This is a genomic window from uncultured Methanobrevibacter sp. (genome assembly GCF_937881195.1).
In the GTDB taxonomy this organism is placed as follows: Archaea; Methanobacteriota; Methanobacteria; order Methanobacteriales; family Methanobacteriaceae; genus Methanobinarius.
In genome coordinates this window covers 1-15182 of record NZ_CALGFC010000007.1, presented here as the reverse complement: position 1 = coordinate 15182, position 15182 = coordinate 1, and the positions used below count along the sequence as shown (strand labels likewise).

General features: G+C 23.4%; 11 protein-coding genes and 1 CRISPR repeat array. Of the genes, 10 read left to right on the top strand and 1 reads right to left on the bottom strand.

Annotated features, from left to right (window positions below; genetic code table 11):
* Positions 1 to 42 precede the first annotated feature (42 nt).
* From cas5 to cas2, 5 genes are read left to right on the top strand one after another with little or no spacing between them, the layout of a single operon-like run.
* Positions 43 to 867 (top strand): CRISPR-associated protein Cas5, encoded by an 825-nt coding sequence (cas5, locus tag Q0087_RS00865; RefSeq protein ID WP_297897373.1) that lies wholly within the window; start codon positions 43 to 45, stop codon positions 865 to 867.
* Positions 849 to 3677: a CRISPR-associated helicase Cas3' gene (cas3, locus tag Q0087_RS00860; RefSeq protein ID WP_297897371.1), complete on the top strand. Its 2829-nt coding sequence runs from the start codon at positions 849 to 851 to the stop codon at positions 3675 to 3677. Before cas5 ends, cas3 begins: the two co-directional genes overlap by 19 nt.
* Before the next feature lie 4 nt (positions 3678 to 3681).
* The gene (gene cas4 / locus Q0087_RS00855; protein ID WP_297897368.1) at positions 3682 to 4188 is read left to right on the top strand and encodes a CRISPR-associated protein Cas4; all 507 of its coding nucleotides are present in this window, start codon (positions 3682 to 3684) and stop codon (positions 4186 to 4188) included.
* Between the two features lie 9 nt (positions 4189 to 4197).
* A complete protein-coding gene (gene cas1b, locus Q0087_RS00850) occupies positions 4198 to 5166 on the top strand; it encodes a type I-B CRISPR-associated endonuclease Cas1b (RefSeq protein ID WP_297897365.1) in 969 nt (322 codons plus the stop codon).
* Between the two features lie 26 nt (positions 5167 to 5192).
* Complete coding sequence (cas2, locus tag Q0087_RS00845; protein ID WP_297897362.1) at positions 5193 to 5456, top strand: CRISPR-associated endonuclease Cas2; 264 nt, start codon at positions 5193 to 5195, stop codon at positions 5454 to 5456.
* A 353-nt stretch (positions 5457 to 5809) separates the two neighbouring features.
* Positions 5810 to 8204: direct repeats of the CRISPR family, unit length 30 nt; unit sequence ATTAAAATCAGACTATATTAGGATTGAAAT.
* Positions 8205 to 8327: 123 nt separating this feature from the next.
* Here cas2 and Q0087_RS00840 read toward each other — a convergent pair.
* Positions 8328 to 8861 (bottom strand): DUF2115 domain-containing protein, encoded by a 534-nt coding sequence (locus Q0087_RS00840; protein WP_297897359.1) that lies wholly within the window; start codon positions 8859 to 8861, stop codon positions 8328 to 8330.
* A gap of 526 nt (positions 8862 to 9387) precedes the next feature.
* Between Q0087_RS00840 and npdG the strand changes: the two genes are divergently transcribed.
* The 5 genes from npdG (at position 9388) to thrC (ending at position 15068) form a co-directional block, all read left to right on the top strand.
* Positions 9388 to 10068 (top strand): NADPH-dependent F420 reductase, encoded by a 681-nt coding sequence (gene npdG, locus Q0087_RS00835; protein WP_297897356.1) that lies wholly within the window; start codon positions 9388 to 9390, stop codon positions 10066 to 10068.
* A 314-nt stretch (positions 10069 to 10382) separates the two neighbouring features.
* Complete coding sequence (gene endA, locus Q0087_RS00830; protein ID WP_297897353.1) at positions 10383 to 10907, top strand: tRNA-intron lyase; 525 nt, start codon at positions 10383 to 10385, stop codon at positions 10905 to 10907.
* 320 nt (positions 10908 to 11227) lie between these two features.
* Positions 11228 to 12316 (top strand): tryptophan--tRNA ligase, encoded by a 1089-nt coding sequence (locus tag Q0087_RS00825; RefSeq protein WP_297897351.1) that lies wholly within the window; start codon positions 11228 to 11230, stop codon positions 12314 to 12316.
* A gap of 300 nt (positions 12317 to 12616) precedes the next feature.
* Positions 12617 to 13180: a stage II sporulation protein M gene (locus tag Q0087_RS00820; RefSeq protein ID WP_297897349.1), complete on the top strand. Its 564-nt coding sequence runs from the start codon at positions 12617 to 12619 to the stop codon at positions 13178 to 13180.
* Between the two features lie 682 nt (positions 13181 to 13862).
* On the top strand, positions 13863 to 15068 hold the full coding sequence (thrC, locus tag Q0087_RS00815; RefSeq protein ID WP_297897346.1) for a threonine synthase: 1206 nt from the start codon (positions 13863 to 13865) through the stop codon (positions 15066 to 15068).
* The last annotated feature ends 114 nt before the right edge of the window (positions 15069 to 15182 follow it).

The following is a 15182-nucleotide window of genomic DNA, read 5'->3' as shown; positions in this document are numbered from 1 at the left end:
TACCTAATGTTTAATCCAGATTAAAATCTTAGGAGATTTTCCATGGGAAAATATAAAAATATCATTGTTTTTGATATTTGGAGCAGTTTTGGTTCTTTTAGCAAAGCTTTTTCAAATACTGGAGGATTATTAACTTATTTAATCCCTCCAAAAACAACGATTATAGGAATGGTTGCAGCTATTTTAGGATACGACTTTGATGATTATAATGAAGAAGAAGGTATTAGAAAATACAAAATTGAGGAATTATATGATGTTAAAATTTCTGTCAAAGCTTGTTTTGATTTAAAAGTTAAAAGAGTTGTTTTTAATTCTCATTATGGGAATGAGCCAGAACTACTTAATGTAAGACAAGATGTTCTTTTAAACCCATATTATAGAATTTATTTAAGTTTTCCTGATGAATTTGAAGAAAAAGAAAAAGATTTTTTAACTAAAATAAAAACTAATAAAACAGTTTATAATTTATATATGGGTAGGAATGAATTTTTCTTGAATTATGAATTTAAAGAATTTTTACAAAGTGTAGATTCAAAAAGTATAAATTCTAATTACAGACATAATGAAAAAATTTATGGTATTATTGATAATAGTAAAATTAAAAATATTGATTTGAATTCTCAAACCACAACAACAAGGATTTTTAGAAAAATTAAAGAGGACATAACTAAATTAGCAAGCCATTATGAATATGTTATTAAAGATTATCCTGTGAGAAGATATGAATTTGTTAACTTTGAATATCTTCCAATATCTTTTTATGCTGCTGAAAATGACGATACTTATTTCACTAATTTAATTTTAAAAGAAAATGAAGAAATGGAATTATTTAAAATTGGTGAAGATAAATGGATATCAATGATTTAAAATATGATTGTTCATCTTCTTTTTTCAAAATAAATGATGATGAACTTGATATATGGGGTCATACTAATGAACTTTTAGGTGATCATTTATCAAAAACTAAAATTATCTTTGATAAATTAAAAAATAAAGATATTTTAACAGATTTTTATACTTATTTTTTTGAAAATAATTTCATAAATTTAAATTTTGAAGATTTTGAAAAATGTTTGTATGACATGATATATTTTCATGATATTGCCAAAATATCTTTTAATTTTCAAATAAATAAATTAAATAATGATATTAAATATAAACTAGAAAAATATGGTTTTAATGAATATATTAATCAAATCGAGTCTAAACATTCTTACATAAGTTCTTTATTATTTACTTCACATTTATTAAATAAAGGACTATTTAATAATGAAAATAATATAATTCTTCTTTTGTTGCCATATATAATATATGGACACCATACTGATTTAAAAGATGTTTTAAATGAGTATAATTTTGCATATGATTTAAATAATTATATTGATACATTTTCTCTTTTTTCTGGATACATTAACGAAAATGAAAGTTGTCAAATTGAATACCAAAAACTGCAAGATAATTTACATGAATTTTTAAAAGAAAATCATGACACCAAAATATCTTTTTTTTATTCATATATCTATTCTCTTTTAGTTACTTCTGATGTGGTTGCTAGTTCTTATTCTGATAAAACTATTGATGAAGTGAAAATAAAGTCCAAAAGATGGAATAATCGAATTGACAATATATTATACGGTAAAATGAATCAACAATTTCTTAAGTTAGAATATAATAAATCTTGTAAAGTTATTTCTCCTGAAGATTTAATTTCAAATAATGAAATATCCAACTTAAAAGACATTAATGATTTAAGAAAAGAAATGTTGAAGGAATCCTCATTAAATCTTAATGAATCTTTAAAAAATGATAAAAACAAAAGAATATTTTACCTTAATATGCCTACTGGTGGGGGAAAAACTAATACATCAATGAAACTTGCATTAGATATTCTGAAAAAAACAGATATTAATAGAATAATTTATGCTATGCCATTTATTAATATTATTGAACAAAATTATGATGTTATAAAAGATAATTTTAACTTGAATGAAGATAATGGAGAAATTAGAAAAATTTATCATGCTACAGAGAGTATATTTTCACAAGAAACAGATGATAACAAATCAGAGATAATATGGAAAGATAGTTTTTTTGATTATCCTGTTATTTGTACCACATTTGTTTCAATTTTTAACTGTCTAATTAAAAATAAAAAAAGTAGTAAATACAATCTATCTTCATTAACTAATTCTGTTATTATTTTAGATGAAGTCCAATCTCTTCCACTTAAAAACTGGACAAGTTTGTATTATCTGATTAATGAGCTTTCTTTAAATTATAACATATATTTTATTATAATGAGTGCAACATTACCTAATTTTAGTGATTTAAAACTTAGCAAAGACGTTTCTTTTAACTATGATTATATTAATTTAATAAATGAACCTGCAAAATATATTTCACATAAATTATTTGATAGAACTGAAGTAAAAAATAATTTAGTTGAATTAAATTTAGAAAATGGAGATATAACTTATTTCACAGATATTTTAGAAGAAAATTTTAATAATGGTTATAATAAATGTTTAATTACATTAAATACAATTAAATCATCTAAATTAGTTTATGATGAATTATTTGATTTAAAAGAGGAATATGGTTTCAAAATTGACTTATTGAATTCTACAATAATACCATCAGAAAAGAAAAAAATAATTTATAAAATTAATAACATGGATAATGAGAAATATGTTTTAGTTAGTACTCAAAGTATTGAAGCTGGTGTGGATGTTAGTTTTGATTTTGTTATTAGGGATTTCGCACCTCTTGATTCAATTGAACAAATTCGTGGGAGATGTAATAGAAGTCGAGAGTTGAATAAAAGATTTGATGATTCTAATATAATGGGAAATATCTATTTAATTAACTTAAAAAGAAGAAATGAATCTCCTGATTATAAATACATTTATAAAAAAGAAGAATCTGAAACACGAATTAAAGAAACAATGAATTTAATTAATGAGAATTATAATTATAATTATTTTGATGTCTTAAAATATTATGAATCAATTTCTAAGATAATAAACAACATTTCAGATGATAATGAAGAAAATTTTGTTAAAACTGATAGAGATAATATTGAAAATTGGGACTTGCTAAAATATTCAAAGATCATGGATAAGAATACAGGAATACATATTATAGATAATAAAGGGATAAGTCAATATTCATTTTTTATTTCAACTAAATTAGATATTTTAGTTAATGATAATGAATTAAATACAAATATAGAAGAAATTGACACTGTTTGTCTAACTGAGTTTTATAATTATAACGAAGACAAATTTATTTTTTCTTTAAAAGAAATACTATATCTTAAAAGTATAGAAAACAAATATAATAAGCGTTTCATAAAAGATAATATAATTGATGGATCTATTTTAATAGAACACTATGAAAAATCAATAGAAGAGTTCAAAAGTAATATTAATTCTAAAAAAATATTTAGAAAAGAATTTTCATCTATTTTATATAAATTTATTTTTCAGGTTTCAGGTGCTGAATCTGATTTTGAAAATTTTATAAGTGAATATAATCTTAAACCATCATATTATTTCTATAAAATTCCAGAAAATATGGTAGGTACTGATGAAAATTGTATATATTCTATGAAAAATGGATTTAATTTTGATTTAATTAAGAAAAATGATGATGTTACAATGACAGAGATTATGTAATATTATGAATAATAAAAATTTTAAAATTAACGGCTCCCAGATTAATTACTTTTTCATTTGTAAAACTAAATTATGGCTTTTTTCACATAGCATTCAAATGGAACAAGAATCTGATACTGTTTCTATTGGAAAACAACTCCATGAAAATACCTACAAAAGAGAAAAAGACTACCTAATAGACAACCTTATAAATGTAGATTTTATTAAAAAAAGAAAAAATATAGAAATTCATGAGGTTAAAAAAACTCCTAAAATGGAAAAATCTCATGAATATCAGTTATTATATTATATGTACTATCTAAAGAATGAAAAGGACATTAATAATATAATTGGTTATATTGATTATCCTAAAATTAGAAAAAAAATTAAATTTAAATTAACTCTTGAAAAAGAAGAAGAAATTAAAAATATCATTCAAGAAATAAATGAAATCATAAATTCAGAAATCCCAAAACCCAAAAAACTAAAAATTTGTCGAAAATGTGCTTACTTTGAATTATGTTGGATATAAGGTGTTATAATGCCAAAAAAGAATTACTATCTTCTTTCAGATGGAATATTGAAAAGAAAAGAAAATACTATCTATTTTGTTAATGAAAAAGGTAAAAAACCAATTCCTATTAATAAAATTTATTCTGTTTATGCATATGGTCAAATAACAATATCTTCTCAAGTAATAAGTCTTTTTGCTAAATCAGGAATTCCAATTCATTTTTTTAATTATTATGGATTTTATAATGGTAGCTTTTATCCTCGTGAAACACTTTTATCTGGAGATTTAGTTGTTAAACAGGCTGAAACATATTTAAATAATGTAAAAAGAATTGAATTAGCTAAATTATTTGTTGAAGGTGCTGCAAAAAATATAATGAAAGTTTTAGCTTATTATAAAATAGAAAATTCTATAAATAAAACTTTAAGTGATTTAAATTCATGTAAATTAATAACTGAAATTATGAATGTTGAAGGAAGAATTAGAGCAGAATATTATGAAAAGTTTGATGAAATTCTTCCAGATAATTTTAAAATGGAAGGTAGAAGTAGACAACCTCCTAAAAATATGATTAATTCATTGATAAGTTTTGGAAATTCAATGATGTATTCAACAACTTTAACTGAGATTTATAATACTCAATTAAATCCTACCATTTCATTTCTTCATGAACCATCTGAAAGAAGATTCTCTTTATCATTGGATTTAAGTGAAATTTTCAAGCCTATTTTTGTAGATAGGTTAATCTTTTATTTAGTGAATAAAAATATGATATCTGAAAAAGATTTTGATCAAGAGTTAAATTGTTGTCTTTTGAATGATAAAGGAAGAGCTAAATTTGTTCAAGAATACAATAAAAGGCTTGAAAAAACTATTAAGCACCGAGATCTGAATAAAAAAGTTTCTTATAGAAGATTAATAAGATTAGAATCTTATAAACTTGTAAAACATATTTTAGGAACTAAAAAATATAATCCTTTTGTCATATGGTGGTAACTTTTTTTATAGTAAAAAGTGATAATATGTATTTAATTATTGTTTATGATATTAAAGTTGAAAGAGTAAATAAAGTAAAGAGTTTTCTTAGACAACATTTATATTGGATACAAAATTCTGTTTTTGAAGGAGAAGCTACTAAAAGTGAATTTAATATTATTGTCTCTGGATTAATTGATTTAATAAATACTGATGAAGATTCAATTATTATTTATAAACTAAGAATGGAAGAAGCAATGCAAAGGGAGATATTGGGTATTGAAAAATCTCCTATTGAAGGGATTCTTTGAATTAACACGCTAAATAGTAATTAAAAACTTATTTTGAATCAATTTTTTCATTTTATTGGTATCATTTGTTTCGTTTTTATTAATTTTTTTATTATTACTTTATTTCATATTGTTATTATTGTAATTCATATTAATTAAAAGAATAAATATTGCTTTGTTTCAATGTTTTATCGAGTTATTATACTCTAAAATTTATTTTAAGTAAATTATCCTTATCTTTTTAGTTAAATATTTATTATTTGTTCATCGTTAAAGCATTTAAAATATCAACTCTATTAACGATAGAAAAATATAAATGTTTGATAGGAGAAATTAGAACCATTTATAGGGAATTTAGCAAAATTTTTCACCCTATTAAAATCAGACTATATTAGGATTGAAATAAATATGGAAATTAAAATTAATTTCCGACTTCACAGAATATTAAAATCAGACTATATTAGGATTGAAATTTCATAAGTTATCACCACGTTAATTCATCGTCTAATTAAAATCAGACTATATTAGGATTGAAATATTAAACCAATTAAGAAAGCATATATTCAAGAAACTAATTAAAATCAGACTATATTAGGATTGAAATGTTATAATACTCCTAAACTTTGGGGGGGTAGTAATGCATTAAAATCAGACTATATTAGGATTGAAATTAAATATCACCTAACGTGTTTTTTATAAGAATGATATTAAAATCAGACTATATTAGGATTGAAATTAAAGAATCGATCCTTAGATCGATACCGTTTGGTGTATTAAAATCAGACTATATTAGGATTGAAATGTTACTATATTGAATTATGATTATGGACTTTATGATTAAAATCAGACTATATTAGGATTGAAATTTAATTGTTTTACTATATTTTAAAACACATACATCTTTATTAAAATCAGACTATATTAGGATTGAAATCGAAAAATATTAGAAAATATTACAAGTTACCTAAATTAAAATCAGACTATATTAGGATTGAAATTTTTAACCAACAAAATATTGGTAATGGTTATGGTGAGATTAAAATCAGACTATATTAGGATTGAAATAAAGCAAGAGTTGAAAAAGCAATACTCGCAGATTAAAATCAGACTATATTAGGATTGAAATTATTACACCTGTTGCAGTCCTGAAGCTACCACAGCAAATTAAAATCAGACTATATTAGGATTGAAATTACTGTAAATGGCAAAGGGTGCGTTATCTTCTTTTCCATTAAAATCAGACTATATTAGGATTGAAATTCACTAGTGCTAACAGTAACTGGTCGATTTAGATATTAAAATCAGACTATATTAGGATTGAAATAAGATTACCCATAGGAGAAATATTATATGAGGATGATTAAAATCAGACTATATTAGGATTGAAATAGAAGATGAAAGTTTAACAGGTTATAGTCTAGGTGAAAATTAAAATCAGACTATATTAGGATTGAAATAAACTAATAAAAATAGTGGTAAAAAAGGTGAAGGATTAAAATCAGACTATATTAGGATTGAAATGTAAATTGATTTAAATTTAAATTGAATATATAATTAAAATCAGACTATATTAGGATTGAAATAAATAAAATGAGTAACAGAACCTCCTTCTTATTATAATTAAAATCAGACTATATTAGGATTGAAATATCTATATCCATTCTTATTAAATTAGTTATTTTATTAAAATCAGACTATATTAGGATTGAAATGTATATGAACCAAGGTGATTGAATGAGTGAAATGTGTATTAAAATCAGACTATATTAGGATTGAAATTACATATATTCATTCGCACTAAAGATTATAGTATCTACTATTAAAATCAGACTATATTAGGATTGAAATATAAAATAATTGAATGTTCATTAAAAAATATTGAAACTATTAAAATCAGACTATATTAGGATTGAAATCAGCATTCATAGACAACAACCAAGTAGTAAACAATTAAAATCAGACTATATTAGGATTGAAATTTAAAAAAACCTCCATAATAGACTTTTAGCGAAATTATTAAAATCAGACTATATTAGGATTGAAATTTGTTTTTTAAAAGACTCAATCGGATTCTTTGATTCAATTAAAATCAGAATATATTAGGATTGAAATCAAAAACACTACAAAAAGGCACTAACAATATAAAACATTAAAATCAGACTATATTAGGATTGAAATAAAGTTCGCTGTTGTGCTGTTTTACCTACTGATTTAATTAAAATCAGACTATATTTCAAATCAAAATAGTGTAGCTATTGCTAAATCAGCTGCTACTGATTTAATTAAAATCAGACTATATTAGGATTGAAATAATGTCCTCAAACATACCCATATTACCTGGTTTAGGAATTAAAATCAGACTATATTAGGATTGAAATTCGTAAACAATTACCTTATTTACCTGAAGCATTTGTTTATTAAAATCAGACTATATTAGGATTGAAATTAGTTTGGGAGTAATCAATGGCGAGGGGTTCAAGTATTAAAATCAGACTATATTAGGATTGAAATCATAAAACTAATCCATTGACCTTTTACTAAAAAAGATTAAAATCAGACTATATTAGGATTGAAATGTAGCATAAGCCCCTCTAAGTATCATGTGATATGGATTAAAATCAGACTATATTAGGATTGAAATCTATCTATCTTATAATCAATATATCTTTTTATTGATTAAAATCAGACTATATTAGGATTGAAATTACTAAAGGTATGATAGAGATGAATAAATTATTTATTAAAATCAGACTATATTAAGATTGAAATTATTCCTCATTTCATGATTTTTAGTATATAAAAAAGCCATTTTTTCTTTTTAAAATTTATACTTTAATCATCTTCTTAGTTTTATTTCTCCCTAATAAACCATAATCCTTTTAAAAATACCATTTACTCAGTTTGTTTAGCTATGCAAAATCTGCATACTGCATTGGGGTTTTCTTTTTGTTTGTCTTTTACAGGACAAAAATATGTATTATCTTTATAAGTAACTTTTAAATTACCTGGAAAAGGAGTTCCTTTTGGGTGAATTGGTTCATTTAATATAAAAGTAGTATATAAACCAATAACTGTATAAATTATTGGGAATTTATCATTTTCATTTTTATATAATTCTTTGTTGTTGAATTGGGCTTCTAGTAATTCAATAGCTTGTGAAAAATCTTCTTTGTTATCGATTTCCAAATTATAGCTATTTTTATCTGCTTTTACATCTTTTATTCTCATAATAAAATATTTTATATATATTTCAAGATAAGATTCTCTATAACTTGCTGTAACATATTTTCCTTCATCTCTTAATATGGCAGTAGCTAACATAAGATCATGAACTGAAATTGTATTAGCTAAATTTTTAATAGTTATCATTAAATCTTTTTTTAAAATATTTTCTTCTGATTTTAATGTATTAAGCTCTTTAAACATTACAAAAACCTTTTATTCACATATCATATAAAAATTCTATTTTAAATTTAAAATCATTCTTTTCATTTCATTGATTTTTTAGTTTTTTTAATTAAATTTTTATTCAATTTTATTTTTAATATTAATTTTTAATTTAAATTAAAAGTAATATTTATTAAGGGAGTTTAACAAATTTCTAAAAAGACATATTATTCTTTTAGAATATGCTTTATTTTAAATTAATATTTTTTATATTTAATATAAAAATATTTAGCATAGAATAAATATCTAAAATATTATAATTAAAAATATTAAAATCTGGGATTAATATCATTGAATATGTCTTAATATTATTAATGCTTGATATAAAATTTATAATTTATATTGATTATTAAATTTATATTGGTTACTAAATTTGTATTGATTGTTAATATATTTTTTATATTAATATATTATTTATTATCTATATTAACCATGTCAATTATATTATTGATTATATTAATTAATAGATAATCAATAGAAAAATAATATTTATGAGGATCAAAATATGAAAATTGCTATTATAGGTGGGACTGGAGACCAAGGTTTAGGTTTAGCTATGAGATATGCTAAAATAGGTGAAGATGTAGTTATTGGTTCAAGAAAAGCTGAAAAAGCTGAAAATGCTGTTTCAGAAATTGAAAATCTTTTAGGTCAAACCAATATTAAAAATTTAGAAGGTTTAAGTAATCCTGATGCTGCTGTTTTAGCAGATATAATTATCCTTACTGTTCCTTTACAAGCTCAAAAAGCTACTTTAGATAGCATAAAAGACCATGTTGATGGTAAAATTATAATTGATGCTACTGCTCCACTTAGCTCTAATATTGGAGGTTCTCCAATTGAATTTATAGAAGTATGGGAAGGTTCTGCTGCTGAGAGAACCGTTGCTATATTGAAAGGTAAAAATGTTGATATTGTATCTGCATACAGTAATATCTCTTCTTCAAGTTTAATGAATCATGGGGAAGATATTGATTGTGATTGTTTAGTTTGTGGAGATAATAATAAAGCTAAATTAAAAGCTATGGAACTTGTTAATCTTCTTCCTGGTGTAAATGCAATTGATTGTGGGCCATTATCCAGAACTAAAATTGTTGAAAAGATAACTCCATTATTAATCGGCCTCAACATTAAAAATAAAACTCATTATGCTGGTATTCGAATAACAGGATTAGATAAAAAATAGTAAATTAAATATAAAAACACTAAATTATATATAAATATTATATGAATATTTTCATAAATATTTTATAAAAATTATATTAAATTTATACAATTATTTTATAAAAAATTTATAAACATTTTATAAACATTTATTAAATTTATATAAAAATTATTATAAACTTTATATAAAAATAATTATAAGAATTTATATAAAAATTATTAGAAAATATAATTTTAATTATATATATTTATATAAACATTATTAGAAGACATTATTTTAATTATTAATGATTTAAAATTTGAAATATTAATTATCTATGGTTTTTGAGGTATTAAATGCGTGGATGCTTAACTGATGATATAGTAACTATAACTATTAAAGAAAATCTTAATCAAAAAGCTATTTCTCTTAATCAAAAAAGCTGTTTTGGAAAACTTGATGATGATATTCTTGAGCTTTCTATTATTGAAGCTTTTTATTTAATGGAAAATGGAAGATTAAATATATATTATCCAGATTCTGATGAAAAGATAGAAATAAACTCTTTCAGGGAAATTATTAAGAAAAAAGGGAATTATGCAAAATATTGTGTATACAAAGATTTGAAAGAAAGAGGATATATCATTAAAACTGGTTTTAAATATGGTTCTGAATTTAGACTCTATGAAAGAGGAAAATCTCCTGGAGAGGGACATTCAGATTATTTAGTAAAAATCATTCATGAAGATTATGATATCAATGCTTTAGACTTTGCTAGCTATATAAGAGTATCACATGGTGTTAAAAAGAAGCTTTTAATGGCTGTTGTAGATGACGAAGAAGATATAACTTACTATAAAATTGAATGGACTAGACCATAATTAGTAATTTAAAATATACTTTTAAAAAATAGCTATAATCTATTTCACAAATTATAATTTAAAAAATAATTATAAAAATAATTATAAAAATAATTATAAAATTATAATTTAAAAAAATAGCTATAATCTATTTCATAAATTATAATTTAAAAAATAATTATAAAAATAATTATAAAATTATACTTTTAAAATATAATTATAATCTATATCATAAAATATAATCGTATTTAGTGCAAAATAAACTTTTTAAAGTAAAATAAAGAATAATTAGATAAAATATAAGAATTATTCAAGTCAGATTTAAGTTAAGGTGATTTTTTTTGATTGATCCATGGGCATCATCATCTGTTGATTATGATAAATTAGTAAATAAGTTCGGAATAAAAAAATTCTCAAATATATTAAAAGATATTAAAGATCCTCTTCCTCTCATGACTAGGGGAGTTATATTTGGCCACAGAGACTTTGAGAAAATGGTTCCTTTGGTCAATGAAAATAAAGAATTCGCTGTCGTATCTGGAATGATGCCTAGTGGAAAAATGCATATTGGCCATAAAATGGTTGTAGATCAACTTAAATGGTATTTAGAAAGGGGAGGAAATTTATCTCTTCCTATAGCTGATATGGAATCTTATGGTGCAAGAGGAATTGACTTTAAACAAGCGAAAGAAATGGCTGTTACTGAATATTTATCTAATTATATTGCATTGGGACTTGATTTAACTGATGAAAATGTTCTTGTTTATCTTCAATCAGAACACAACCCTGTTAAAGATTTATCATTCAAATTATCTAAGAAAGTAAACTTTAATGAATTAAAAGCTATATATGGGTTTTCTCAGTCTACAAGTATGTCTCATTTATATGCTCCTATTGTTCAAGTAGCTGATATTTTACTTCCTCAAATTGAAGAATATGGTGGTCCAAAAAATGTGGTTGTACCTGTTGGTGTTGACCAAGACCCTCATATAAGATTAACTAGGGACCTTGCTGATAGATTTAAATCTCAAGATGGATTTATTCCTCCTGCTTCAACATATCATAGGTTTCTTACAGGACTTACTGGTGGTAAAATGTCAAGCAGTGATCCGAAAACAGCTATTTACTTAAATGATACTCCAAAAGAAGCTGAGAAAAAAGTTAAATCAGCTAAAACAGGAGGCCGTGAAAGTTTAGATGAGCAGAAAAAACTTGGTGGTTGTCCAGATCATTGTGTTGTTTATGAAATGTTAGTTTATCATTTGATTGAAGATGATGATGAACTTAAAAGTGTTTATGAAAATTGTAAAAACGGAACTTTACTTTGCGGTGAATGTAAATCACTTACTGCAGAAAAAATGAAAGATTTTTTTGAAAAGCTATCAGATAAAAGAGAAGAATCATTAGAGATTGCAAAAACTCTTTTATAATATTAAATATTTCTGAAATTATGATTTAAATATAAATTTTATGAATTATATTTTAGGTATGAATTTTTCAAGAATTTTTAATTTTTATATTTATAATACAAAACTAATATTTTTATATGATAGTTTACTAATATAGTAATTTATTTAAAATTAGTTTAAAAATATAAATAATATTTCTTAAATTAATTAAATTTATTAATAGGTGATATACTGCAGAATATTAAACATTATTTTTCTATTTTATGGAATGAGCTGAAGAATGCATTTTCAGAGAACAGATTTATAATTCTATTTTCAGCTTTGTTATTTTTAATTCCAATGTTTTTCGGATACTTCTTTGCACCTTATATTTCAGGGGCTATGAATCCGATGGTTAACTCTTTTCGTGAAAGAGTTCAACAAGGAGATATTCAGTTAACACATAATTCAATCTTTTTCAATAATATATATGTTGGAATAATATTATATTGTGGAGCTATTACCTTTTGTTTAATCACAGCTTCTGTTTTGATTACTAATGGTGTTTTCATTGGATATTTTGCAACAAAGATGCCTTTGTATTCATTTTTACTTTTAACACTTCCTCATGGAATATTTGAGATTCCTGCTATTATTATTGCAGGAGCAAGTGGTTTTGTAATGTTTAAATTTTTAGTTGAATTTATAAAAGATATTGCCTATCCAAAAGCTATTTCAGATGAGGTTAAAATATCAGTAAAACACAGGATAACTAATTCACTAAATAATAATATTGATAGACTTACTCAATCATTAGCTTTATTAGGATTTTCAGCTATTTTACTTGTTATAGCTGCTTTTATTGAAGCATATCTTACTATAAGTATAGCTAATCTTTTTATTTAATTTTATTAAATATTGTATGGCTATTTAGTGAGTTATAATTTATTTTTATTTTTTATTTTCCGATTATTTTTTTATTTTAATAATATTCTATTTCAATAATATTTTTTAATATTAATTTATATTTTAATTATTTTACTATTATTTTTCCTATTATTTTTCATTTTAATATCCTTATTTTCATTTTAATAATATTTTATTTTAATAATATTTTTTTATTTTAATATAATTTTTTAATATTAATTTATATTTTAATTATAATGTGATCTTTAATTAATTGAATAATTAGAATTATAAAATAAACTTATATAATATTATCAATAAAAAAAATAACATAATGTTGTATGATATATGATTTTATTTAAATTGTAAAAATAATTTATATTATAAAAATAATTTAGATTTTAAAAATAAGTTATATTATAAAATAATTTATATTATAAACATAATTTAGATTTTAAAAATAATCTATATTATAAAATATGATCTAAATTATAAAAATAATCAAAAATTAATATTATATTAATATTATATTGATGATATTTTAATGGATAATATTGATATATTTAGAAATAAATAACATTAATATACTAGAAATAATAATTAGTAATTTTATAATTAAATTTAATTAAATTAAGATTGATATTGTTTCCATATTAAAGTGGTTTTATATCAAAGTGGTTTTATGATTGTATGTGTAAACTGTAATGCAAAATATGATGATAATGAAGTTATTTATAACTGTAAAGAATGTGGCTCTGTACTAGAAGTAGATATAGATATTGAAAGTTTAGATATCTCAAAGGACATTTTTGATTGTAGGAAAGATACACTATGGAAATATAAAGAACTCATGCCTGTTGATGAAAATAAGATAGTTTCATTAGACGAAGGCGGAACTCCTTTTTGCAAATGTGATAAGCTAGGTAAAGAACTTGGAATTGAGCTATATGTTAAAGTTGAAGGCTCAAATCCTACTGGAAGTTTTAAAGATAGGGGTATGAGTGTTGGAATGACAAAAGCTATGGAGCTTGGTGTGGACACTGTTGGATGTGCTTCTACAGGTAATACTTCTGCATCACTTGCAGCTTATGCAGCTAGAGCTGGTCTTCAGTGTGTTGTACTTCTTCCAAGTGGTAAAGTTGCCCTTGGAAAATTAGCTCAGGCTATGTTCCATGGAGCTCGTGTGCTTTCAGTTAATGGAAATTTTGATGAAGCACTTGAAGCTATAACTGCACTTGCTCTTGAAAAACATTTATATCTTCTTAATTCTATTAATCCTTATAGGCTTGAAGGACAGAAATCCATTGGATTCGAGATTGTCCATGAACTTGGATGGAAATCTCCAGATAGGATTATACTTCCTGTAGGTAATGCAGGAAATATTTCTGCAATATGGAAAGGTGTAACTGAATTTTATAAGGCAGGTTTTGTTGAAAATTTACCTATGATGACTGGTATTCAAGCTGAAGGAGCATGTCCTATTGTGGATGCATTTAGGAAAAAAACTATGGAGTTAGTGCCTACTGAAAATCCTGAAACTATAGCTACAGCTATTAGAATAGGGGCTCCAGTAAGTTCAACTAAAGCTTTAAGGGCAATTTATGACTCTAATGGTTATGCAGAAACTGTTAATGATGATGAGATTTTAGATGCTCAAAAAGAACTTGCAAGAAAAGAAGGAATTGGTGTTGAACCAGCATCTGCTGCTTCAATCGCAGGTCTTAAAAAACTTGTTGCTGAAGGAGTAATTGATAAAGGCGAACAAGTTGTATGTATTGTTACTGGACATTTACTTAAAGATCCTAATACAGCTATCGATGCTTGTGTTGAACCTACTAAAATCGATGCAGATATTAATGCATTAAAAAAGATTTTATTAAACAAATAGATTAAAAATCTATTTATCTTTTTATTTTAAATTCTTTTTAGCTATTTATTTTAAAATATTTTTTAGCTATTTATTTTAAAATATTTTTTAGCTATTTATTTTAAAATATTTTTT